The 22434-nt window shown below is 69.5% G+C and carries 31 protein-coding genes and 1 pseudogene; 12 read left to right on the forward strand and 20 right to left on the reverse strand.

The annotated features are described in order from the left end of the window. Positions 1-67: 67 nt before the first annotated feature. Positions 68-388 (forward strand): GYD domain-containing protein, encoded by a 321-nt coding sequence (locus VFC33_19215; GenBank protein ID HZR15375.1) that lies wholly within the window; start codon positions 68-70, stop codon positions 386-388. 149 nt (positions 389-537) lie between these two features. On the opposite strand, the gene VFC33_19220 is transcribed toward VFC33_19215, so the two are convergent. The 3 genes from VFC33_19220 to VFC33_19230 form a co-directional block, all read right to left on the reverse strand. Continuing rightward, positions 538-1395, reverse strand: a complete 858-nt coding sequence (locus tag VFC33_19220; GenBank protein HZR15376.1) for a DUF6544 family protein — start codon at positions 1393-1395, stop codon at positions 538-540. A gap of 540 nt (positions 1396-1935) precedes the next feature. Continuing rightward, positions 1936-2637 carry a twin-arginine translocase subunit TatC gene (tatC, locus tag VFC33_19225; protein HZR15377.1) on the reverse strand — a complete coding sequence of 234 codons (702 nt, stop codon included), beginning with the start codon at positions 2635-2637 and terminating at the stop codon, positions 1936-1938. Between the two features lie 53 nt (positions 2638-2690). After that, the gene (locus VFC33_19230) at positions 2691-3095 is read right to left on the reverse strand and encodes a hypothetical protein (protein ID HZR15378.1); all 405 of its coding nucleotides are present in this window, start codon (positions 3093-3095) and stop codon (positions 2691-2693) included. A gap of 127 nt (positions 3096-3222) precedes the next feature. Here VFC33_19230 and VFC33_19235 point away from each other — a divergent pair, with 127 nt between their 5' ends. The 6 genes and pseudogenes from VFC33_19235 (at position 3223) to tatA (ending at position 6106) form a co-directional block, all read left to right on the forward strand. Then, positions 3223-3609, forward strand: a complete 387-nt coding sequence (locus tag VFC33_19235) for a cupredoxin domain-containing protein (GenBank protein HZR15379.1) — start codon at positions 3223-3225, stop codon at positions 3607-3609. Positions 3610-3643: 34 nt separating this feature from the next. Next, positions 3644-4480: a ferritin-like domain-containing protein gene (locus VFC33_19240; GenBank protein HZR15380.1), complete on the forward strand. Its 837-nt coding sequence runs from the start codon at positions 3644-3646 to the stop codon at positions 4478-4480. Beyond that, complete coding sequence (locus VFC33_19245; protein ID HZR15381.1) at positions 4477-5307, forward strand: ferritin-like domain-containing protein; 831 nt, start codon at positions 4477-4479, stop codon at positions 5305-5307. The genes VFC33_19240 and VFC33_19245 overlap by 4 nt, the downstream gene beginning before the upstream one ends. A gap of 51 nt (positions 5308-5358) precedes the next feature. After that, positions 5359-5586: a twin-arginine translocase TatA/TatE family subunit gene (locus VFC33_19250; GenBank protein HZR15382.1), complete on the forward strand. Its 228-nt coding sequence runs from the start codon at positions 5359-5361 to the stop codon at positions 5584-5586. A gap of 9 nt (positions 5587-5595) precedes the next feature. After that, positions 5596-5934 carry a twin-arginine translocase TatA/TatE family subunit gene (locus tag VFC33_19255; protein ID HZR15383.1) on the forward strand — a complete coding sequence of 113 codons (339 nt, stop codon included), beginning with the start codon at positions 5596-5598 and terminating at the stop codon, positions 5932-5934. A gap of 31 nt (positions 5935-5965) precedes the next feature. Beyond that, positions 5966-6106 (forward strand): annotated as a pseudogene (gene tatA / locus VFC33_19260) (twin-arginine translocase TatA/TatE family subunit). A gap of 1229 nt (positions 6107-7335) precedes the next feature. Here tatA and VFC33_19265 read toward each other — a convergent pair. From VFC33_19265 to VFC33_19275, 3 genes are read right to left on the reverse strand one after another with little or no spacing between them, the layout of a single operon-like run. Further along, the gene (locus VFC33_19265; protein HZR15384.1) at positions 7336-8085 is read right to left on the reverse strand and encodes a GAF and ANTAR domain-containing protein; all 750 of its coding nucleotides are present in this window, start codon (positions 8083-8085) and stop codon (positions 7336-7338) included. Between the two features lie 50 nt (positions 8086-8135). Then, positions 8136-8834: a GAF and ANTAR domain-containing protein gene (locus VFC33_19270; GenBank protein HZR15385.1), complete on the reverse strand. Its 699-nt coding sequence runs from the start codon at positions 8832-8834 to the stop codon at positions 8136-8138. A gap of 14 nt (positions 8835-8848) precedes the next feature. Then, a complete protein-coding gene (locus VFC33_19275) occupies positions 8849-9583 on the reverse strand; it encodes a GGDEF domain-containing protein (GenBank protein HZR15386.1) in 735 nt (244 codons plus the stop codon). Between the two features lie 537 nt (positions 9584-10120). Here VFC33_19275 and VFC33_19280 point away from each other — a divergent pair. Beyond that, the gene (locus VFC33_19280; GenBank protein ID HZR15387.1) at positions 10121-10345 is read left to right on the forward strand and encodes a hypothetical protein; all 225 of its coding nucleotides are present in this window, start codon (positions 10121-10123) and stop codon (positions 10343-10345) included. Positions 10346-10367: 22 nt separating this feature from the next. Here the strand turns inward: VFC33_19280 and VFC33_19285 are convergent, their stop codons facing one another. Further along, positions 10368-10895, reverse strand: a complete 528-nt coding sequence (locus VFC33_19285; protein ID HZR15388.1) for a hypothetical protein — start codon at positions 10893-10895, stop codon at positions 10368-10370. A gap of 356 nt (positions 10896-11251) precedes the next feature. Between VFC33_19285 and VFC33_19290 the strand changes: the two genes are divergently transcribed. Next, a complete protein-coding gene (locus VFC33_19290) occupies positions 11252-12085 on the forward strand; it encodes a slipin family protein (GenBank protein HZR15389.1) in 834 nt (277 codons plus the stop codon). Positions 12086-12321: 236 nt separating this feature from the next. Continuing rightward, positions 12322-12582: a hypothetical protein gene (locus VFC33_19295; GenBank protein ID HZR15390.1), complete on the forward strand. Its 261-nt coding sequence runs from the start codon at positions 12322-12324 to the stop codon at positions 12580-12582. A 42-nt stretch (positions 12583-12624) separates the two neighbouring features. Here the strand turns inward: VFC33_19295 and VFC33_19300 are convergent, their stop codons facing one another. The 9 genes from VFC33_19300 to VFC33_19340 form a co-directional block, all read right to left on the reverse strand. Continuing rightward, entirely contained in the window at positions 12625-12810 is a 186-nt protein-coding gene (locus VFC33_19300; GenBank protein ID HZR15391.1) for a hypothetical protein, read from the reverse strand. A 34-nt stretch (positions 12811-12844) separates the two neighbouring features. Further along, positions 12845-13069: a hypothetical protein gene (locus VFC33_19305; GenBank protein HZR15392.1), complete on the reverse strand. Its 225-nt coding sequence runs from the start codon at positions 13067-13069 to the stop codon at positions 12845-12847. A 13-nt stretch (positions 13070-13082) separates the two neighbouring features. Then, on the reverse strand, positions 13083-13274 hold the full coding sequence (locus VFC33_19310; protein HZR15393.1) for a hypothetical protein: 192 nt from the start codon (positions 13272-13274) through the stop codon (positions 13083-13085). Further along, positions 13271-13453 carry a hypothetical protein gene (locus VFC33_19315; protein ID HZR15394.1) on the reverse strand — a complete coding sequence of 61 codons (183 nt, stop codon included), beginning with the start codon at positions 13451-13453 and terminating at the stop codon, positions 13271-13273. Before VFC33_19315 ends, VFC33_19310 begins: the two co-directional genes overlap by 4 nt. Continuing rightward, positions 13450-13824, reverse strand: a complete 375-nt coding sequence (locus tag VFC33_19320; protein ID HZR15395.1) for a MarR family transcriptional regulator — start codon at positions 13822-13824, stop codon at positions 13450-13452. Before VFC33_19320 ends, VFC33_19315 begins: the two co-directional genes overlap by 4 nt. A 64-nt stretch (positions 13825-13888) precedes the next feature. Continuing rightward, on the reverse strand, positions 13889-14374 hold the full coding sequence (locus VFC33_19325; GenBank protein HZR15396.1) for an STAS domain-containing protein: 486 nt from the start codon (positions 14372-14374) through the stop codon (positions 13889-13891). Between the two features lie 390 nt (positions 14375-14764). Beyond that, entirely contained in the window at positions 14765-15637 is an 873-nt protein-coding gene (locus tag VFC33_19330) for an acyl-CoA desaturase (protein HZR15397.1), read from the reverse strand. Positions 15638-15838: 201 nt separating this feature from the next. Next, a complete protein-coding gene (locus VFC33_19335) occupies positions 15839-16510 on the reverse strand; it encodes an adenylate/guanylate cyclase domain-containing protein (GenBank protein HZR15398.1) in 672 nt (223 codons plus the stop codon). A 253-nt stretch (positions 16511-16763) separates the two neighbouring features. After that, positions 16764-17000, reverse strand: coding sequence for a hypothetical protein (locus tag VFC33_19340; GenBank protein HZR15399.1), 237 nt, complete (start codon positions 16998-17000; stop codon positions 16764-16766). A 150-nt stretch (positions 17001-17150) separates the two neighbouring features. On the opposite strand from VFC33_19340, the gene VFC33_19345 reads away from it, so the two are divergent. After that, positions 17151-17432, forward strand: coding sequence for a hypothetical protein (locus VFC33_19345; protein HZR15400.1), 282 nt, complete (start codon positions 17151-17153; stop codon positions 17430-17432). Positions 17433-17580: 148 nt separating this feature from the next. Here VFC33_19345 and VFC33_19350 read toward each other — a convergent pair whose 3' ends face one another. Beyond that, a complete protein-coding gene (locus VFC33_19350) occupies positions 17581-18039 on the reverse strand; it encodes a MarR family winged helix-turn-helix transcriptional regulator (GenBank protein HZR15401.1) in 459 nt (152 codons plus the stop codon). 162 nt (positions 18040-18201) lie between these two features. Between VFC33_19350 and VFC33_19355 the strand changes: the two genes are divergently transcribed. Then, positions 18202-19800 (forward strand): alkaline phosphatase family protein, encoded by a 1599-nt coding sequence (locus VFC33_19355; GenBank protein ID HZR15402.1) that lies wholly within the window; start codon positions 18202-18204, stop codon positions 19798-19800. Between the two features lie 30 nt (positions 19801-19830). Here VFC33_19355 and VFC33_19360 read toward each other — a convergent pair whose 3' ends face one another. The 3 genes from VFC33_19360 to VFC33_19370 all read right to left on the reverse strand — a co-directional run bounded on the left by VFC33_19360 (position 19831) and on the right by VFC33_19370 (position 22420). Further along, entirely contained in the window at positions 19831-21135 is a 1305-nt protein-coding gene (locus VFC33_19360) for an ABC transporter substrate-binding protein (GenBank protein HZR15403.1), read from the reverse strand. A 111-nt stretch (positions 21136-21246) separates the two neighbouring features. Then, the gene (locus VFC33_19365) at positions 21247-21705 is read right to left on the reverse strand and encodes a VOC family protein (protein ID HZR15404.1); all 459 of its coding nucleotides are present in this window, start codon (positions 21703-21705) and stop codon (positions 21247-21249) included. Positions 21706-21754: 49 nt separating this feature from the next. Then, a complete protein-coding gene (locus VFC33_19370) occupies positions 21755-22420 on the reverse strand; it encodes a DUF2461 domain-containing protein (protein ID HZR15405.1) in 666 nt (221 codons plus the stop codon). Between the last annotated feature and the right edge of the window lie 14 nt (positions 22421-22434).

Below are 22434 nucleotides of genomic sequence, written 5' to 3' on the forward strand. Positions count from 1 at the left end.
ACGGACACCCCTTGTCGCCGACAGTCCTCGGGGCGACACTCCCCGCAGAGGACGTCGGGAGGGGACGATGCCGAGGTACCTGATCATCGCGTCGTACACGCCGGACGGGATTCGAGGGCTCCTCGAGGGCGGGGGCACCGCGAGGCGCAGGGCCGTCGAGGAGGCGATCCGCGGGGCTGGTGGCAAGCTCGAGACGTTCGACTTCGCGTTCGGCGAGGACGACGTGTACGTCGTCGCGGAGATGCCCGACAATGTCGCAGCGGCCTCGATCGGTCTCACGGTCGCGGCGAGCGGGCTCGTCCGCACCCGCACCGTCGTGCTCCTGACACCGGAGGAGATCGACCGCGCGGCCGAGGTCGAGGTCTCGTACCGGCCGCCCGGAAGGTGACGCGCGCGCTGACGTGACCGGTCGCATCCCGACCAGGCCACGAAGGGCATTCAGCGGGCAATTTGCAAATGGCGCCACGACGGCTCCGGACCTCGAACCCTCGCTTCGCGTCGGGAGCGGTCCCGGGCGCGGCAGGCGGTTGTGACGCGCTATCCGCCTGACGCCGATGCGGGGCGCGTGGGGACCAGGTTCGGGTTGTACGTGATCGCATCGTCGCGGAAGACGACCTGCAGGTAGGTCAGGTCGCCGTCCTCGAGCTTCCACACCGCGCGTCCGGCGGACGGGAGCGCGCGACCGTGCACGTCGTGCCAGCCCGACAGCGGGGTCGACCACTCGGCGCGTCGCAGCCCACCCGGCAGGTCCGCATACCGGTCCGTCGTCCGAAAATCGCGTGGGTGACCGACCTCGTCGAGAAAGACGCGCGCCGTCACCGTCCGGCCCGCGTGCCGACAGGAGACGTCGAACGTGGTGTCGTCGAGCGCGTCGAACGACACCGCGGGGGTGAGAAGCATCGATGGGCACATGATGACGGCGTCGTTGAGCCACGTCGTGAGCTCGCCGACGTCGAACTCCTCGCCTTCTCCCTTCGCGACGGTGACCAGCCCGAGCAGCCTGCCGCGCATCGCGCCGCGACCGGACGCATATGCATCGCGGCCGACCATCGGTACGACACCGGCCAAGTCGATGCGCATGTGGAACAAGCGCGCGAGCGGGTCGGCCGTGTTGCACTGCCAGGCCTCACAGCGCATGAAGCGCTGCTTCGGCCGGAGTCGGAACGTGCCGGTGAGGTGGGCGACGAACGACTCGTCGCGGGGGCGCCCGACGACTCCCATCGCCTCCAGGTATCGCCGGGCGCTCGACGGCAAGTCGGCGATGTCGGCGCCCTCGATCGGCGTACCCGGCCGCGCTTGGCTCAGGCGCGTCGCGCGTATGTCGTCAGCCAGCGCGCCCCGAAGGTCGCGCCCGAGGATCCGCTCCAACGACCGGACCGGATTCGGAACGGTCACCACCCCTCGCCTACCCGGCGGCGCGTCGCTCCATGCGAGGATGCATACGTCGCAGGATGCGTGTCCGCGGCCAGGCGCGCCAACGTCAGGCCTCGGTGTCGGCGCGTTCGAGCTGATCGACGAAGGCTGCGAGGTCGCTCTGGGCGCGCGCCACGGCGAGCAACCCGCGCTCTTCCTCGGCGGTGTGCGCACGCAGCGTGTCGATGACGGCGTCGAACGACGTGCGCGCACGGTGATGTCGCCGTCGCAGAGTCCGTCGCGTACGCGGCGGTCGAGCGCGCCGAGGGTCTCGTGGTCTGCCGACGGCTCCACGACCGGGGACAGATCAGGGCATCCGCACGAGTCGCACATCGGGCACCGACCTGCTCGCCGGTGAGCGAGATCGCGGCCGGGAACCGGACGTGGTTCTCCGTGTGGACGTGCAGGTGCGTGTCGGTCTCGGGGACGGCGACCCATGGCCCGACGCTCGGTGACACGTCACGGTTGTGAGGGCTCGGAGTGGACGTGCCACCGATGTCGCCGTCCACGGGCCTGGCCGCGTCAGCGTTTCAGGACGCGGCCGAGGAGAATGCACGTCTCGTAGAAGACGTACATGGGGACGGCCATCGCGAAGAGTGAGTACGGGTCCTGGCTAGGGGTGATCACCGCGGCGAACAGCACGATGACGACGATCGCGATCCGCCGCCAGTGTCGGAGCTGCTCGGTCGAGAGCACGCGGGCGACGAGCAGGAACATCAGCAACACGGGAAACTCGAACGAGAGCCCGAACGCCACGATCATCAGCGAGACGAGCGACAGGTACTTGTCGGCGGTGAGGAACGGCTGGAGTTGGGGACCGCCGACACCGAGCAGGAACGCGAGCGCTTTGGTGAGGGTGAGAAGCGCGATCCACGCGCCGAGCGCAAAAAGTGCGACAGACGACACGATGAACGGGATTGCGTAGCGCTTCTCGCGACGGTCGAGCGCGGGGGTGACGAACCGCCAGAGTTGCCAGAGCCACACCGGAAGCGCGAGGACGATCCCGCCGTAGGTCGCGATCTGGAGCCTCACCTTGAACGCGTCGAGTGGTCCGGTGAAGATCAGCGCGTCGCGTTGGCCGTGTGTGGCGTGCTGGTAGTAGTGGACCAAGAAGCTGATGACCTCGCGCGAGAAGACGAACGTGACAACGGCGCCGATGGCCACCGCGACGATCGAGACGAAGAGCCGTCGCCGGAGCTCGCGCAGGTGGTCGAGTATCGGCATCGCGCCGCCCGGCTGTCGTCGCGCTCGATGACGGCGGAGTCCGAGCACGGCGGTCATCGTGTGCGCTCCGCGTCGACGGGCGCCCGCAGCCGGTAGGTGCGCCCGCCCGGCAGGTTCGGCAGGTTGCCGTCGAGCAGGTAGCCGCGGCCGTCTGCCGCGCCGACTGCGTGCACGACCGGTCGTGTGTCGGCGGGTTCGAGCTCGACGTCGAGCGCGCCCGACGCGTGTTGCGCGTCGTGTGCGCGCTGTGCGGTGTCGTCACTGTCGACAGCCGGATCGACGCGGTCGAGGCGTCGCGAGGGGGCACGTGTCGCGGCGGCGGCGTCGGCGAGGAGCAACCGCGTGGCGAGGAACGCGAGCGGGACGTTCGCCGGCGCGAGTGAGCTGTGCCGGGGTCTCCACGGCGCGGTGGCGATCCGTGTCCAGGTCGGATCGTGCGACGCCGTGCGCTGTGTCACGGCAGATGTTCGGACCGGCCACCGGGACGGGATGATCGCTCGTGCCGAAGCCCGTCGTGTCGCGAGACGTCATCCGGGTGCGGTTGCAGCTCCGAACAGGGGCCGAGTCGCACGGAACGGAGATGGCATGCGACGCGCGGTTCGGTCCTCGTTGGTCGTCATCGCTGCGGTTGTGTTCGTGCTCGGCGTCGTCGGATGCAGCTCGAGCTCGCACAGCAAGGCGGCATCGGGTGCGACGTCCGAATCGACCACGCCGGCGGCGACGGGCACGACGATCGCGATCAAGAACTTCGAGTACTCGCCGAACCCGTTGAAGGTGAAGGTCGGTGCGACCGTGACAGTGCGCAACACCGACAGCACCGACCACACCGTGACCGCGGACAAGGGCAGCTTCGACACCGGTCACATCCACGGCGGCGGCACCGCGACGTTCACGGTGACCAAGGCGGGGACGTACCCCTACCACTGCGACATCCACCAGTTCATGAAGGGCGTCCTCGAGGTCACCGGTTGACCGGGACGCCACGTCCGCAAATGAGGGAGCGCGCATGTCAGTTGACGAACGACGCCTCGGCGAGCTCGTCGAGGAGTCCGAGGATCTGCAGTCCGACGCGCTGCGCAACGCGCGGCCGGCGCTGGACGAGACCGTGGACCTCGCTCACGAGAGAGGCCGACACGACCTCGACGAGTCACGCCGGTTCGCCCACGAGAGTCGCGGTCTGATCTCGCGTGGCGTGATGGGCGGCGGCGCGCTCGCGGCGGCCGGTTTCGGCGGGGCGTTGCTGACGCTGATGGCGCGCCCCGCGTTCGCGGACCAGTCGATGGACGTCCAGATGCTGCAAACCGCGGCGTCGATCGAGAACCTCGCCGTCGCGACCTACACCGCCGCGCTGGGTCTGCCGTTCGCGAGCTCGTTGCCGAAGGTCGTCCAGACGTTCGTGACGACGACCCGCCAGCAGCACACCGATCACGCGAAGGCGTTCAACGCCGCGGTCACCCAGTTGGGGGGCAAGGCCCAGGACCAGCCGGACCCGGTGCTGCTCGACGTCGTGAACAAGGCAAAGCCGGGGCTCACCGGCCCCGGCCCGCTCGTCGACCTCGCGATCCAGCTCGAGACCGGCGCCGCGGAGACCTACGTCGCGGATGTCGGCGCGTACTCCGACACCAACGCCCGCAAGTTGACGGCGAGCATCATGGGCGTCGAGGCGCAACACGTCGCCGTGCTCAACGCGGTGAAGGCGCTCCTGTCGGCCGGACATCCCGAGTGGATCACGCTGCCGCCGCCTGTCGCGCAGCTTCCCGCCGCCGCGGGCAGCGTCGGGTTCCCCGACACGTTCATCAAGACGGACCAGGCCCGGCCTGCCAGTGAAGGAGCGGTGAAGTGAGCGCCCCGCACCACAACGATCCCATCCAGATCTCCGAGGGCGAGCTCACCGCGATGACCGCGGAGCTCGAGGAGCGCCACCAGGAGAGCCTCCCGAAGATGCGCGCGGCGCTCGACGAGTGGGCCGAGCTGCGCAACGGCCTGCGCGCGGGTGTCGACGGGCTCACGTCCGCCGCCGCGACCCGGCGCGGCTTCCTGCTCGGCGCCGGGATCGCGCTCGGCGGCGTCGCGCTCGCCGCCTGTGGCGGCAGCAGCGGCAGCTCGAAGAAGAAGTCGGGCGGCACGACCCGGTCGACGGTCGCCGGCGGCGGAAGCCAGAAGCTCACCGGCGACCTCGCCGTTGTCGCGCTCGCAGCGGCGTTGGAGAACACGGCGGTTGCGACCTATCAGGCGGGGATCGACGCCGCGACGGCCGGCAAGCTCGGCACGGTCCCGCCCGCGGTCGTGACGTTCGCCCAGACCGCGCAGACCCAGCACAAGGCCCACGCCGACGCGTGGAACGCCGCGCTCGCGCAAGCGGGGAAGGCGAAGGTGACGGGTGTCGACCTGACCGTGAAGAACGGTGTCGTCGACCCCGCGTTCGCGAAGGTGACCGACGTCGCGGGACTCGCGACGCTCGCGTTGCAGCTCGAGAACGTCGCCGCGGCGACGTATCTGAGCGGCATCGGCGCGATCAGTGACCCGGGCGGGATCAAGACCGCGGCGTCGATCCAGCCCGTCGAGATGCAACACGCGGCGATCCTGAACTTCGTGCTGGGTCAGTACCCCGCGCCCGACACGTTCGCGAAGACCGACGGCGCCCGTACCACCACCGACCAGATCGGCTGAACACTTCCGCACCGGCCGGTCGGTTCCCTCGCCGATCGGTACCACGCGCGGGTGCCCGCGCCGATGCGTGTGCCCGCCCTCAACTCACGCCTGGAGGCAACCATGCATCCCGTCTTCGCCGAGATCATCGGCCCCGACATCCTGATCGTCGTCGCGATCGTCGCGTTGTTGTTCGGCAGCACCCAGATCCCGAAGCTCGCCCGATCGCTCGGCGCCGCGTCCAAGGAGTTCCACGAAGGTGTTCGCCACGGTGCTACCGACGACACCCGCGCCGAGTAGGCGAACGGCATGGTGCCGGGACTCGGCTTCGTGCATCTCGTTGTCGTCGCGATCGTCGCGCTCCTCGTACTCGGCCCCGACAAGCTTCCCGACCTCGCCCGACGCGCCGGGCACGCCTACCGAGACCTCCAACGGTTGCGTGAGCACCTCCAACTCGACGTGGAGACGCTCCTCGGCGCGAACGACGACGCGCTGCTCGAGGATCACAGGGCGGACGCGCCGACCGTCATCCGCCCGGCGGTAGCAGCTGCGACGAGTGAAGCCTCCCGCGGGGTCGCGCGGCCTGCCCGACACGTCCCGCCGCAAGCCATCCCGTTCGATCGGATTGCACGACGACAAGCCGTGTGAACCACAAGCCTCGACTACGCCAGGAGAACTCATGTTGGGTCTCGGAGCACCCGAGCTCCTGATCGTGCTGGCCGTCGTCGTGTTGCTCTTCGGCGCGACGCGACTGCCGAAGCTCGCACGATCGTTCGGGCAAGCGTCGACGGAGTTCGAGCGCGGTCGGCACGACGGCGAATCGCGCCGGACCGAACTGTGACCTTGCACCGGTGAACGTGCTCACGTAGATCTCGCCAGACCTGCCCGTCGAAATTCGCCACCTTCTGGATGGTTCCCGGGAGGTAGGGCGCTCGTTCCGGGAGTGGGAGCCGTTGGAACGCTGCGAGGCACACGTGCGGCAACGGCTCACGGACGCGCAGGTCATTGCGAGCGAGCTGCGACGCCTGGGAGCTCGACGAGCGCCGAGGCGTTGGCCGTGACGACCGTGCTTCCCGCCCCTCGCGCGGTTGCGATCATCAGGTCGTGTGCATCGCGGGGCCGACCTCACGGGACTGTGGCGAGGAGCTCGGCGTGCGCTTCGGCCGTTTCGCTGTCGTAGGGGAGAACCGGGATCTCGCGATGACGCCATCGAGCAGCGCCGCGCGCGGGCACGGCGTTGCCGATCGGCGGGGAGGGCAGCGACGCGGAGCTCGCCGACGGTGATGGCCGCAACGGCAAGGTCGTCGTCGTCGATCAGGTCTTCGATCCCGGGGCCGGCGCGTTCGTGATCGAGCAGGAGCTCACCGCGCTGTTCGACCGCGTCGAGTCGGCGAAGCTGCGGGAAACCTCGTGGCAGACACGTCAGGTACGAGACCGGATCCCAGATCGGGACGGAGGAAGGCTGCGGCCTGCCCGGATCGCGCGGCCAGGTGCAGCTCAGCCCGAGCGGCTGCCTCGCCCGCGGTCGTCGTCGTTCACCGCGAACCGACGCATCCTGGAGATCATCGGCGCGCAACACCTGCTCGAAGATCCCCCGCGACCGCACGGTGGGCCGCGGCGAACGCGTGGCCGCGCTCGCCGGTCGAGTCGGTAGTTGCCCCGTCACCTCTCTGCCGGTACGGTCCTCACCTCGTCGTCGTGCCGTGTCGACGCAACGTCGGCTCCGAGGTACCCGGCGACAGGATCTGCTCGTGCGCTCCGGACCCTGGCGCACCACGTCAGCGTGGTTGTCTCGCGAGGGGAGCGTCGATGCACCCGACGGCAGCGTGGGCGTGCCGCCGGGTCCGGTCGACGCGGGGTGGCGCGAGGCCACGGGTGCGCGTCGGCGGGTCGGACGCCGTGGGCAGGAGCGTTCGGCCGTCGGCGCGTGCAGCCGAGGCGGGAGTGATCGGTTCCGGACGTTCCCCCGTGGGGGGACCGGTTGCTCTCCGCCTCGGCCCACTCGACTTCTGCGTGCTGGTGCACGACGTGCGAGTGTGTGACCGTCCGTCACCGACGTGGCGGATGCCGCGGCTTCCCTGCGACGACGGCGTGCGCGGGCAGCGTGCGCGCGGCGACGGCTTCCGCGACGTCGACGAGCCGCGCGTTGTGCTCGCGGGCATAGCTGCGAAGCGCGGCGAACGCGTCGGGCATGTCGCGGCCCGTGTGCTCGGACACGACACCCTTGGCCTGCTCGATGACCACGCGGCTGTTCAGCGCGTACTGCAGCTGCTCGGTCAGCAGTCGCGACTCGTCGGCGGCGCGGTGCTGCAGGATCCCGATCGTCGCGACGTCGGCGAGCGCCTGCGCGATCAGGAGATCAGACGGCGCGAGGTCGTTCGCCTGGTGACGCAACAGGTTGAGTGAACCGATGATCTGGTCGCGCAGGCGCAGCGGGACGGCGAACACCGACCCGAACCCGGCTCTCATCGCCTCGGGCGCGAAGACCGGCCAGCGCGCCGACGCGCCCGCCAGGTCGTCGCACGCGACCTGTCCCCCTGTGCGGTAGCACTCGAGACAGGGGCCTTCGTCGTGTTGGAGCTCGAAGAGCTCGAGGAGTCCCATCCGCTCGCTGGACGACGCGGCGACGTGGAGCGCGCCGGGCGTGTCGGCGAGCATGATGCCCGCCTCTGACAGGTCGAACAGGTCGACGCATCGGCCGGTCAGGACCGAGAGGTAGTCGAGTACGTCGAAGTCGGCAACCAGCGTGTCCGCGATGTCGACGAAGGTCTGTGCGAGGAGTGCATCGCGCTGTGGCATCGACGAAGGGCTCCGTTTGGGAGGTGCGGTCGCGTGCGTGACCCGCCTCGTCACTCGATCCTGAGCTTGCGCGCGATGACATCGCGGGCGACGTCATCGACCGGGCGTCCCTCAGCGTAGGCATGCGCCCGGAGACGCACGAGGGCCTCCCCGACGCCCACGCCGAGCTGGGCCGCGACCATCCCGGACGCTTGATGAACCTCGATGCGCAAGGTCTCCGCGCGCTCGAGCTCGGGCGCGAGCGCGCCCGTCGCCGTGCCGGCCTGCAGTTCGAGGAGGGCATGGGTGACGACCTCGGCGACGATCCGCGCGTCGTCGTACTGCTGGGTGCGCAGGTCGCCCGGCTGGCCGCAATGCAGATCGAGTGCACCGAGACGGATCGTTCCCAGCTGCAACGGGAACGCGAACACGGCACGGATGCCGGTGTCGATCAGCGCAGGCACGAGAGCAGGCCAGCGGTGAGCCGCGGCGTCGTCGAGATCGGGGACCGACACGGATCGGCCGGCTTCGTAGGCGTCGATGCAGGGTCCCTCACCCAACGTGAATTGCAGGTCCTCGAGCAGGGCCGCCGCGTGGTCGGACGAGCCCAGCGACCCGTGGTGACGGTCGGCGATCTTGAACATGATCCCGGCCCCCGTGGTCCCGAGGACGTGGGCACACGCGGCGCACGTCTGGCGACCGGGAGCCTGACCGGCCGACTGATCGGACGCGAGCCCGGCAACGACGTGTTCGAGCGCGCCGCGTTGCACCTCGTCGAGCGCCGCTACGAACGCGCCACGGCAACGCGACCGGGCGAGCCGCGTTCGGCCCGCCCGGCGTAGAGCCGGGAGTCGGCGACACCGAGGAGGTCGAAGCCGTCCGACGGGAACGTCGCGATCCCCGCACTGAACGACGGCATCGGGGCACCACGCAACCGCGTGACGAAGGCCTTCGCTCCCGCGCTGTCCGTCTCGGGCATGAGCACGACGAGCTCGTCGCCTCCGATCCGGTACGCCCCGTCCATGCGCCGACATGCCGCGACGAGGTGCTCCGCAAGGCCCTGGAGACGTTCGTCACCGGCGGCGTGATCGTTCGTGTCGCTGACGCCCTTCAGCCCCTCCACGTCGATCATCGCGACGCTGAGGAACCGCTGATGACGTTCGGCGCGGGCGCGCTCTTTCGCGAACCCGAGATCGAACGCACGCCGGTTGCCCACGCCGGTCAGAGGATCGCACAGCGCGTCCGCCTGCAGTGCCGCGACGGCTTCGTGTGCGACGACCATCATCAGACGCTGCACCAGCCCGGCGAGCACCAATCGCGACCGTCCGGCACGGCCGCTCGCGCTGCGTCGCAGTAGCGCGTGCTCGAAGGTCTCGCGCATGCACGCGAGCTGTGCCAGCGCGACGTCCACCGAGCCGGCCTGCCGCGCGAAGTGTTGGGCCAGCGGTCGCAGGTCCTCGTCGACGCCACGCCCCGGCGGCTGGGGACGGCCGGGCGCCGAGGAGACGGCGCGAATCATCTCGCGGGCAATGGGCGGCGGGCGTTCGACCAGCTCGGGGTCCGAGCGGCACCGCTCACACCACGCGTCGCGCAACCGGTCGCATGCTGCGCTGCTGAAGGTCGGAGCGACCGCGTCCGAGATCGACCGTGACGTCTGCGATGTGCTCATGCCGGCTGTTCACCACCCGTTGTCGGGTGCGCCACCGGGGTCCTGAGCAACGCAGAGGGAGAGGCACTTCACGATATGCCCGCCGTCGAAGGCGCGAAAGCGTTCGACGGCGCCATGACCGCCCGGGTCCGGGTGCCTGCGGGCCCGGCTGGTGAACGAGCCCTGGACGTGCGGCCGTGCAACGTACGTCTGGTGCCAGAGCAGCAGGAGACTTCGAGAAGGCGATGACGAGTTCCAGGATTCGGGACTGCGGTTCGCCGTCGCGACTGGACGCCTTCTCTCGCCGAGCGTCCGGTGAGACAATCGGAGCCGGGTTCAAGGCGGGCCGGCAAACGCGCTCTCACGCAACGACTCGTTCTTGCCGTCGTCCTCGTCGCCCTCGTCTTCGTGTTCATCGTCGAGAATCCGAGGGAGACGAAGATCCGCTTCATCGTTCCGCGGGTGACCGCGCCGCTGTGGATCGCGTTGTTCGTCGCGGCGATCCTCGGTGCTCTGGCCGGCGCCCCATCGCTCGCCACGTCGCCGCTCCCGAGCCTTGACGGTTCCGCGGCCGGCAGCGCGACACGCCGACCGAGGCTGACTGAGACCGGCGACTGCCAGCACGGATCGTGACCTTCGTGACGACCCGCGGGTCTCATCGGCGGTCGACGGCTGTCGCAGCGCGAGGTCCGGCTCGGTGCTGCGGGTGCTGCGAGTGGTCGGGTGGCCAGCCGTCGTCCGCGGCGCGATCGAGCGACAAGCCGTCGATGGACACTGGCGCGTGGACGCGCCGACGCGCGGGGGACCGCATCCCATGCTCCGGAGGCTTCACGGTCACGGCGGCTGCCGGCGTCGTGGCTCCTTTCGCGCCATCGTGTCGCGCGCGGCCGGCGCGTCGGCGCTCGATGCGCCATTCGGGGGACCAGCGCCGCGGCGTCGCGAACGGGATGACCCCGTCCCTGCTCTGAGGGTCGAGCCCGTCGATCGCCTGGTAGACGAGCCGTAGCGCGTTCGTCGCTTCGTAGTCGTCGGAGGCACGGGCCAGTCGATCGGTGAAGACGCCGCGCGCCTCTTCGAGCAGGCCGCGCTGCCGGCGGGCCGCGGCGGCGACGTCGCCGGCGGGCAACGCCGCCGAGATGGCGGCGTACATCGCGTGCCGTGAGTCGTCGGTGACCGAACGCATCGTCGCCCTCCTGTGATGGTCGTGCGGAACCGAGGAGCACGAGCAGAGGCGGTGTTGGTCAACGTGCAACGTGACCAGGTCCGCTCGTCGTTTCACCAAGATGTTAGCAGAGAAAAACTAGAAATTATTTGCTAGTTGGCTGCTTCATGATTTACGGTCAGCGTCATGACGGCGAGCCGCGCTCGACCCGCTCCCACGATGCGGCGTGGCGCGTCACACGCAACGACGGTGCGCGTCGACCAGTCGTTCGTGGTGGTCGTCGTCGCCGGTGCGATCGCCGCGGCCGTTCCTCGCGTTGGCGAGGCCGCGTCTTGTGTCTGCTGCTCGGGTGCGCTCGAGGATCGAAGGAGCAACGAATGGCAGTACTGATCGTGATCGTCGTCGTGGCCGTCGTCGCGTTCGTGGCGCTGATCGTGCTCGTCGCGTCGCTGCGGGTGGTGAAGCAGTACGAGGAGGGGGTGCTGTTCCGTCTCGGCCGGGTCGTCGGCGTTCGCACGCCGGGCCTCACCCGGATCGTGCCGGTCATCGATCGACTGCGGCGCGTGTCGCTACGGATCGTGACGATGCCCATCCAGTCGCAGGGGATCATCACGCGTGACAACGTGAGCGTCGACGTGTCGGCGGTCGCCTACTTCCGCGTGGTCGACGCGACCAAGTCGGTCGTGGCGATCGAGAACGTCGCCGCCGCGATCAATCAGATCGCCCAGACGACGCTGCGCAAGGTCGTCGGGCAGCACACGCTGGACGAGACCTTGGCGGAGACCGACCGCATCAACGTCAACATCCGCGAGATCCTCGACGTCGCGACCGAGGACTGGGGTGTCGTCGTGACGCTGGTCGAGCTGAAGGACATCCAGCTTCCGGAGACCATGAAACGGGCGATGGCGCGTCAGGCCGAGGCGGAGCGCGAGAAGCGGGCCAAGATCATCGCCGCCGAGGGCGAGTCTCTCGCGGCCGACGCGCTCGGCGCGGCGTCCGACATCATGATGGCTCACCCTCTCGCGCTCCAGCTCCGCAATCTGCAGAGCCTGGTGGAGATCGGCGTCGACAAGAACACGACGGTCGTCTTCCCGGCACCGCTCATGAGCACGATCCAGGAGCTCGGCGGCTTCCTCGCTCGGGAAGCCGCCGCGGTGGGCACGCCGCCGACCGCGCCAGCACCGAACGGTGCGACGAGCCGGCCGGAGTGACGCCCTGATCTCGCGGCCGGGTGGAGCTCAGCCCGAGCGGCTGCCCCGGCGACGGTCGTTGCGTCGCTGTCGGCGTCGCTGCTTCTTCCCGGGCGGTCCGCCGCCTTCTCCGTCGCCGGAGCGGGTGCGCTTCGCGGGGTCGGTCCTTGCTCGCGGTTTCGCCACTGCTCGGTACCGTACCGTGACTCCGCGGTCGTCGTCGTTCACCGCGAACGCGCGGAAGGGAGCAGATCCGCATGGCCCGTGACGACGATTGGGGCACGGTCAGGCTGAGCGGCCGGGAAGCGCACGCGATCGCGACGTTGTTGGCCCGCCTGAGCACGTTGCTCGAGGGTGAGCGGTACCCGAACGACCTGCAGCTCACCTACGACCAGGTGCACCTCCTCGGCGCACCGCATGCGCCGGCGCCGCAGCAGCTCGCGGCCGATCTTCGCGAGCACGTCGCGCAGATCGAGCAGCAGCTACACGGCGATGTTCCGAGCGTGTGGCCCGAGTGACCCAGCGCGGCGAGCTCGTGGAGCGAACCGGGCGACCCGGTCTTACTCGGTGGCCGGTCGCTTCATGAGCACCGCAAGGGCCCCGTCGGGCAGGGCGGTCATCCCGATGGCCTCCCAGCCCTGACTGCCCTCACGATTGAGCGCCACGACAGCTGCCGATTGGGCGGGCATCGGTGTCGGCGCCTGCAGCTGCGGCAACGCGACGATCATGTACTCCCACGTCAACATGCGCTCATCCTGTCCCGATGCGACGTGCGAGCCGTCAGCGACGTTCCACGCCCACGTCCGTGTCGTATCCGTACGTTGCCGTTCCGCCCGATTCGAAGCGCAGGTCGACGGTTCGGCTGCTGTCGTCGCGCGCGACGTCGACGACGCGTTCGCGGTTCCGCCCGCGTGCCGGACACACCGTGTCGCCCGGCAGGAGCTCGCGTGCGCGGAGGCGCTCGATCGAGCCTGCCCCGAGCCGACCGAGCCATCGTGCGCTCATCGGGACCGACTCATCACCGCGCGGGGGAGATGTCGCGCGGGGCGAACTCGACGGGGAGGACATAACCATCGGAGTGACGGCGGACGAGATAGCCGGTGGTGGTCGTCCCGGCGATCTCGTAGCCGCGACTCCACTGTTCGCGGAAGCGGTCGCGGACGTCGACCTCGGCGCCGACGGACAGCCCCGACCCGAACACCGCGCTCACGAGATCGACGCAGACGCACGGAGCTCGCGGATGCGCTGGAGCTCGGCGCACTCGGCGCAGAGCTCGCCGCCCGCAGGCATCCGGTTGCGTGACCAGTAGTCGAGCCGCGGCCATTGCGAGCATCGGCTCGTGGAGTGCCAGACGTTCCCACCCGGTTTGCAGTGCCAGCGTTCCTTCATGACTCGTCCGTTCTTCGTGTGCGGCCGCGTGTCGAGGCCCGCTTCGGTGTCACCGTGCCGGCCCGGCTGCGCGTCCTGCGCCGTACGCCAGGTCTCGTCTCGACGAGCAGTTCGAGGAGCTCGCCGATGGTGCGTTCCCGAACGACCGGCTCGCGAAGCGGGAGGTCATGTCGCACGCGGTACCGATTGCGTCGACCGTCGCGCTCCTTCACGACGTAGCCGGCGGCGGCGAGGTCGGTGACGATGCTGTACGCGCTCCGCTCCGTGATCCCGAGCGTCGCCGCGAGCTCGCGGAGACGAATGCCGGGGTCGTGCGCGATGCACAGCAACACGCGCGCGTGATTCGTCAGGAAGCTCCACTCCGACCCCACCTCGACGATGGTAGCACTCTATATCTAGAATCAGAATGCTTACGTTGCGCAGGCGCCGGGCGCGTCACCGCCAGCGATGGTCGCCCGCATGGGCGAGCGGCAGCACGCAGACGAGCGGATGGCCGGTGGTCGTCCGCTCCATGAAGGTCCCGCACACGCATCCGCCGGTGTCGGTCTCGAGTCTGTCGCGCTGGAGCGCGACCTCGTCGGTATCGGTCATGAGCTCGACGTCGAGGCGCTCCTGAGCGTCGCTCTGCGCGTCGGAACGCCGGAAGAGCTCCTGGACGTGGTCGGGGGCGGCTCGGAGGATCAGCGTCGCGTGGCTCGCGCGGACGGCACGTGCGCAGCGGACGAGCGCGTCACGCCCGGCGCGGTCGATCCGGCTGGTCGACGACAGGTCGAGGACGATCCGGCGCGTCCCTTCCAACAGGACATGGGTGATCGACGTGCGAAAGGCGGGCGCGGTGTCGGCGGTCAGCTCGCCGACCGGGCAGATGACGTGCTCACCCGGACGGGTGGCGGCGTGACGAACCGTTCGAGGCTCGTCCATGCCGGTTCCTCTCGTCGCGTCCATCCACGGTCACGACCAGCACGGCGTGTGCTGCACGCGCAGCCCGCTCGCAGATGAGGAGCCCGGACACCGCCGAGTCGTCGCAGGAGGTCACCCGCGACAGGTCGACGACGATGCGACGCGCGCCTTCGGAGAGCTGCGTTGCGACCCAGCGGCGCAGCCCCGGGGTCGTCGTCGCGGTGAGCGCGCCGGTAGGTCGTACGACGCGCGTGACGGGTGGTCGCCATTCGGTTTGCAGGTAGTCGGGTGACACCATGATGCTCCTCGTTCCGCCAGGAAGACGACGACCGGTCCGACGGACGGGAGCGGGAAGGACGCCGAGGAAAGGCGCCGAACCAACCGTACACCCTCGGGTTGGTGACGCGTGCGTCATGCCGGGATCGCGAGACGTCCACTCCTGTCGCGTTCGTACCAACGGACGTTCGTTGCACAGCCCGAACGTTCGAAGATGCGGATGAGCGCGGCGGACGGGTCGATCTGGTGACGGAGCACGCCGTGACGGGCAGCGTCGGGATGGGCGTGGTGGAAGTTGTGCCAGCTGTCGCCGAGTGACACCACCGCGAGCGCGGCAAGGTTCGTGCTGCGGTCCTTCGTCGTGAACGGCCGCTTGCCGAACGCGTGGCACAGCGAGTTGACGCTCCAGGTGACGTGGTGCAGCGCCGCCATGCGCAGCACGCCTGCCCACACGAGCGCGGAGAGCGCACCGGCAAGCGTGCCGGAAAGGAGCCAACCCAACCCGAACGGGGCGACCAAAGAGACGACTGCGAGCAGCGGAAAGAGACGGTTCACCGTGACGAGGTCACGGTCGCGCAACAAGTCGGGCGCGAACCGACGGGTCGGCGTCGTGTCCGGCGTGAACAGCCAGCCGCAATGCGCGTGGAACAGCCCGAGGAGCTGACCGCGCACGTCGGCACCGAAGCCGTGCGGCGAGTGCGGGTCGCCCGGGCGGTCGCTGTACACGTGGTGTCGACGGTGGTTCGCCACCCAGCCGATGGGTGCGCCTTCGACCGCCATCGAGCCCGCGACCGCGAGGGCGATCCTGAGCGGTCGGTTCGCCGTGAAGCTGCGGTGCGTGAAGAGACGATGGAACCCGACGGTCACACCGAACGCCGTCACGACGTAGAAGGCGAGCGCCAGCACGAGCGTCCGTACCTCGACGCCGTGACCGGACCAGAGCAACACCGCGGCGCCGATCGCGACGACCGGACCGCCGACGAGGATCCCGGTGATCGTGCGCGACACGACCAGCGCGCTCCGGCTCGGCGGTTCACTCGGCTGCGGAGTCGGCGGGATCGAAGCAGACGGACCCGTCCGGTCCGCAGTGGCAGTCGACATGTGAGGCGCCCTTCTGTCCACGGCGTCCGGGGTCCAGGGGCGCGATCACGAGGTCTGGGTCATGGTATCCGAACTCGTCGCGGCGGCGGCCCGCTCGCACTCGCGCGTTCAGGGAACGAGCTCCTCCCCGTCGGCCGGGCGCATGACCAGGGACGTGCGGGGGACGTCCGTCGCGACGGCGAGGTGCTGGACGTCGCGGATCACGCCGATGCTGCGCAGCGTGAGGTCGCGCGTCTGGGTCACCTCGATCCAGCGCGGCAAGGCGTCCGCGGGATACCCCACGGCGAGGAGCTCACCCGGTCGTGCCGCGTCGCACAAGCGGGAGGCGAGGTTCGTCGGGCGTCCGATGTAGTCGTCGCCGTCGAACAGCAACACCGCGCCATGCGCGACCCCGCCTCGTAACGGCAACACGTCGTCACGACCGCGTGCGACGAGCTCCGCTGCGGTGGCGATCGCGGGACCGACCTCGTGCGCGGTGAGCATCGCGCCGTCGCCCAACCACTTCGTGACCTGAACTCCTCGCCGCGTGGCGATGTCGCGTGCCGCGACGCGGAATCGCCGCAGGGATTCGATCGCTGCGTGCTCGCCCTCCGACGTGAGGAACGTCGTGAAGCCACAGAGGTCGACGAACGCGAAGGCCCGGTCGACGAGTGGGGTCGGCGTCGCGACGTCGTGGGGGTGTCGTGTGCCCGGTTGCTCCGCCGCCGTCCCGATCCCGCCGAGCGCCGGACGATCGGTCGCGAGCAATTTCGTGTCGGGCATGCGCGTCGATTCGCTCACGAGCTTCCTCCGGGGAGTCGCGCAGTCGTCGTCCCCGGCAGCGTCGGCGCGGGAGACCCGCAGGGATGTCGAAGACCGGTCTCGCCAGCGCGGCCGGCGCATCGACCTCTCGACGGTAGCAGCCGCATCCGGGAGCGCCGTGGTCGCGGGTACCGTCCGCTGTGGCACCGCGCACGCTCCCGCGCATCCGGATGACCGGAGCGCCGCGGGAGCGACTGACGGGGCGGCGAGTATCAGCGCGCCATCGCAGACGTCAGCCGATCGGGTCTCGTGCCTCGAGCACGAACGAGTACCTCGCGCAGCCCGGCGGTGCGTCGCCCGACGCGAGACGCGTCACGACGACCGTCTGCACGGGCTGCAGACCCCGCTTCTTCACCTGCGCGGTCAGATAGAGACGACGCTGCTCGACGACCGCGGCCCGCGACTCGGGGTCCGCCATGACGTCGTCGCGCAGGTAGCCCCATGACGTCTCGGCATCGGAAGGCGACATCTCCGTCACTCCTCGGTCCGCCACGAACCACGACGACCGGTCCGACGGACGGGAGCGGAGGGAACGCATCGCATGACGTTCGCGCTCGACCGTAGCCGCTCCACGTATCGATGACGCCCGGATTCGCGCACGGAGGAGTACCGTCGAAACGTGGATCCACATCGCGGCACGGCGATCGCATCCGAGACCCAGCTCTTCGAACGACTTGCGAAGCTGCGACACGAGGAGACGAAGCTGCGCGCGATCACGGCGACCGGCGTGGTCGACGCGAAGCGTTCCGCGCGCCTGCAACAGATCGCTGTCGAGGCCGCTGAGGTGTGGAGCGGTATCCGTTCGGCACGAGCCGCGAGCCGCGCCGCGTACCGGGCGCGGAACGCCCCGCCACCACTCGATCCGTTCCGCCAGTTCACCCGCGACCAGCCCCGCCGGTAGTCGAATCGGCGATGGCCGCGCTTGTGCCGCGGCGGCGTCTTCCCCGGGTCGCGACCCCACGTTGCGACGTTCGGTTGCGTGCAGGTTCGACTCCTGCTCCGGGCATCGCGTGCACGCAATGCGCGGATCGATCGCGCCGGCACGACGGCTACGGCTCCGGGAGTGCCCGGCTGCGGAGGTAGTCGCGCATCCGTGGCTGATCCTCGCCGCCGAGCGCGTCGAACAGCCGCGCGAGCGCTTCGAACGCGTCGTCGCCGAGCTCGGTGCGCAGTCGTCGTTCGATCGCTCTCGCCGCCTTCCGGCGTGTCGCGAGGTACTCGTGCGCCCGCGGCGTCAGCTCGACGATCTTCTCGCTGCGGTTGGTGGGCGAGGTCCGGACCTTGACGTACCGGCGTGCGCGCAGGCTCACGACGATCTTGTGTGCACCCTGCCGCGTGATCCCGAGCTCCCGCCCGATCTGCGAGATCGTCGTCGGGTTGTCGCGGCACATGCGCAGCACGCGGCCGTCGGGGAACTGGCGATCGGTGAACCCCGCGGCTGCGAGCGCGGCATCGAGCTGCTGCTGGTAGCCGACCCAGGCGCGCTGCAACGCCCGTCCGAGGTTCACCCGATCCGCCGTAGGCGCGACCGATCGCGCTCTGGATTGTGAAGCCTTCATGATGTCGGCACCAGCCGAGTGTTAACCAAGGTTGACACCTTACCCGACGGCGCGGATACTCCGTCCATGCGCGCATGCGGTGTGGCGCCGGCTGCAGAGCGAGCGCGCGCGGTGAGCGAAGGGAACCTGATGCGCCTGCAGTCGCACGCCGTCACGAGAGCGAAGACGGTCGCCGTCGTCCTCGCGGTCGCGCTCGTCGCCGGCTCGTGCAGTGGCTCGTCCAAGGGGAAGGGATCGCCGCCGGCGCGCAAGAGCTCGGGGACGGTCTCGGGTGGCCCGACGGGCAGCTACGTCGTCCCGACCGGGATCCACAAGATCGAACACGTCGTCGTGATCATGCAGGAGAACCGCTCGTTCGACACGTACTTCGGCACCTTCCCGGGTGCCGACGGCATCCCGACGAAGGACGGGAAGCCGACGGTGTGCGTCCCCGATCCCGCGAAGGGCACCTGTGCCGCGCCATACGTCGATCACGCGGACGTGAACGGGGGTGGGCCGCACAACTACGCGAACGCGTCGACTGACGTGAACGGCGGGAAGATGGACGGCTTCGTCGGCCAGGCCGAGGCGGGCAGGAAGGCCTGCGCGGATCCGACCGACCCCGCGTGCACGAACTCCACGACGCCCGACGTCATGGGATACCACACCCAGTCCGACATCCCGAACTACTGGACGTACGCGAAGGACTTCGTGCTCCAGGACCACATGTTCGAGCCGAATGCCTCGTGGAGCCTCCCTGCACACCTGTTCCTGGTGTCGGAATGGGCCGCGTACTGCACCAAGGAGGACAACCCGTCGAGCTGCGTGAACGGCACCGCGAGCAACCCGCCGGCGAAGCCGCAAGCGGCGCCTCCGGTCTACGGCGGTGAGGTCGGTCCGAAGCGGCTGAAGAAGAACAAGAGCAACCCCGGACACCAGCCGATCTACGCGTGGACGGACCTCACGTACCTGCTCTACAAGGACCACGTCAGCTGGGGCTACTACATCGTCAGCGGGACCGAGCCCGACTGCGAGAACGACGCGGCCATGACCTGCGCGCCGGTCGCGCAGAGCGCGAGCACCCCGGGGATCTGGAACCCCCTGCCGTGGTTCGACACGGTCAAGAGCGACGGACAGCTGGGCAACATTCAGGACGCGACGAAGTTCTACGCGGCAGCCAAGCAGGGGACCCTGCCCGCGGTGTCGTGGGTCGTGCCGTCGAACGTGGTGAGCGAACATCCGCCCAGCCCCGTCAGCTACGGACAGAGCTACGTCACGAGCCTCGTCAACGCGGTGATGAGCAGCCCCGACTGGAGCTCGACCGCGATCTTCCTCGCATGGGACGACTGGGGCGGCTTCTACGATCACGTCGTCCCACCGACCGTCGATCAGCTCGGCTACGGGCTGCGCGTCCCGGGGATCGTCATCAGCCCCTACGCGAAGACCGGCTACGTCGACCACCAGACGTTGAGCTTCGACGCGTACGACAAGTTCATCGAGGACGACTTCCTGAACGGTCGGCGGATCGACCCGGCGTCGGACGGCCGGCCCGACCCGCGCCCGGTCGTCCGCGAGAACGAGAAGATCCTGGGCAACCTCGTGCAGGACTTCGACTTCGACCAGGCGCCCCGGAAGCCCGTGATCCTGCCCGTCCACCCGGCGACCACCCTGACCGGCACACCGGGACCGGCGCGCGCGGCTGCGGCTGCGGTCCCCGACACCGACGGGTGACTCGCGAGCTCGTCGGGGGTCGGCTCCGCGCTACCTGAGGTAGGTCGGCTGCGCGGTCGTGACGTCGGTGAGGTTCGGCGCGAGGCAGGTGAAGGGCTTCCCGGCCGGTGAGAACACCGGGACGAACTTGGAGTCGTGCACCTTCACGAACGCGGTGCAGCGGAGGCCTCCGTACTTGTCGGTGTGCGCACGCGGCCAGGTGAGCGGCGCGATCAATCCGCCCGCGTCGAACGGAGGCGCATGGTTGATCGCGTCGACGACCTTCTGCTGGGTGAAGTTCGGTCCCGCGGCCCGGAGCCCGGCGACGAACTGCGCCGCGTTCACCCAGCCGACCTCCGCGTTCTCCGTCTTGCGGTACCCGGCCTTGTCCATCCACTTCTGGAAGTCGTCGAGAGCCGGGAACGACGGCTTCGTCTCGAGCGGTGCCTCCTGCACGCCGACGATCGACCCTTCGAAGAACCCGCCGTTCTTCGCCATGAACTCGTGGTCGTACGCGTCCGGGAAGTACTGCAGCGCGTTCACACCCTGCTGGCGCATCTCGCGAGCGAGCGTGAGCACACCGTTCGCGTCCATGCAGGTGGTCACGAGGTCGACCTTCGCGTCGCCCATCTTCTTGACGTCGGAGCTGAGGTCCGTCACGCCGAACGCGAGCGACTTGTCCGCGAACACGATCTTGGCGCTCGGGTACTTCGCGAAGCTCGCCTCGATCATGTCGAGACAGTTCGCCGACTGCGCCACCGTGTACGCGAGGACCGCGATGCGCTTCTTGCCGAGCTTGTGCGCGACCCACGGCAGCGTCGGGTTCGGACAGGCGCTGCCGTTGCACAACGCGCCGGTCTGCGCGAAGAAGTTCTGCGGGCCGGTCCAGTCGTCCTGGATGTTCCAGCCGAACGTCGGGATCCCGGCCTTGGCGAGCAGGTCGGAGCCCGTGAACAGGACCACGGAGACGGGCAGGACCGCGAACGGGTGATCCTGGTCGAGGATCGCCTCGACCTCGCGTCGGTCGTCGACGGTCTGGTCGTCGTGGCGGTTCGCGAGCACCAGGCGGCGTCCGTAGATCCCGCCTTCGCTGTTGACCATGTCGAAGTACGCCTGCACGCCGTCGAACGCCGTGCCGTACAACACCGCGGTCGGGTTCGTCGTCGACGCGACGCCGCTGACCCGGATCTCGGTCGATGTCACGCCCGGTTGGTTCACTGCCGGGTACTTCCCGGCCGCCGCGGTGGTGCCCGCCGTCGTCGTGGTCGTCGACGCCTGCTTCGCCTTGCCGGAGCTGGAGTTGCTGCACGCGGCGGCGAGCATCGCGGTCGTCGCGACCACGGCACACCAGACCACCGTTCGACACCTCATGGCCCACCCCCCGGTACCGCGCGGTTGCTCGCGTCGGACGCGCGTCACATGCTGACACCAATCCGGGCGACGAGCACCCGCGACGCGTCCGCGCGGTCAGGACACGTAACGCGCCGCCGGTGTGCCGGGCGGGTTCGAGACGCCCGGCCGCGCGTCCGGGTTGGCGACGCAGACCTCGCCTTCCAGCCCGTCCGGGTCGCGGAAGAAGACGCTGAGGATCGGGCCGAAGTCGGTGACGAAGCTGTCCGCGGCGCCGCGCTCCATGAGGCGGTCGCGGATCGTCTCGAACGCCTCGAGCGACGCGGCCTGCAACGCGAGATGGTCGATGCGACCGCGTCCGAACATCGGTGTCTGACGGTCCGCTTCGGTGTTGCCCTCGATCTCGAACACGTTGAGCTCGGCCTCGGGCCCGACGCGCACGAACGTGAGCCGGACCCCGGGCGACTCCTGCATCTGGCCGTCGACCTGGGCGTCGAACACGTCCTCGTAGAACGCGACGAGCCGGTCAGTGTCACGCGTCAGGGTCGCGACGTGGTTGAAGCCCTTCGTCAGCATCGCGTGCCCTCCCAGCGTGTGCGTGAGGTCGACAGCGTAGGACGCAGTGCTACGTCGGTTCCCGCGGGGCGATCGTGCTGGGGCCGACGTGACGGTCGAGCCATCGGTTGACGGGTGCGGCGTCGCGCCAGACGCGGACGATGCGGTCGTACGCGGCGCGCGTGTGGAGCCAGCGCGCCGGCGTGAAGGACCGGCCGACCGTGAGGCCCTTGTTGCGCAGCAGCTCGATGCGCGGATGGTCCTTGGGATACCCGCGCGGCGCGGACTTGAGCGACTCGTGCGCGGCGATGTCGTAGCCGGACGCCCGCAGCCGGTCGACCTCGCTCGCGATGCGCGGACCGCGCTTCGGGTCGGCGACGGCCGCGCGCCATCGTTCGAGCTGGTCGGCCGCGAGGACGTAGTAGCCCGACGCGACGAGCAGCCCCTCGGCGGACAGCTGCACGTAGAACCCGCAACCGCCGGGACCTTCCGTGACTGCTGCGGCCGCGGTCTTGTACGGGCTCTTGTCGCGCGAGAAGCGGACGTCGCGGTACGGGCGGAAGACGTGGAGCGGACCGAACTCCTTCGCCACCTCGTCGCCGAGACGCAGGAACGGCTCCCTCACGGCGCGCTCGTACGTGTCGCGATGCGCGTGCCAGTACGACTTCGAGTTGTCGGCCTCGAGCCCCACGTAGAACTCGAGCGCCTCGGGCGGCCAGCCGTTGAACCCGCTCACGTCCACCGACGCTA

The sequence above is a fragment of the Acidimicrobiia bacterium genome, assembly GCA_035651955.1.
GTDB lineage: Bacteria > Actinomycetota > Acidimicrobiia > IMCC26256 > JAMXLJ01 > JAMXLJ01.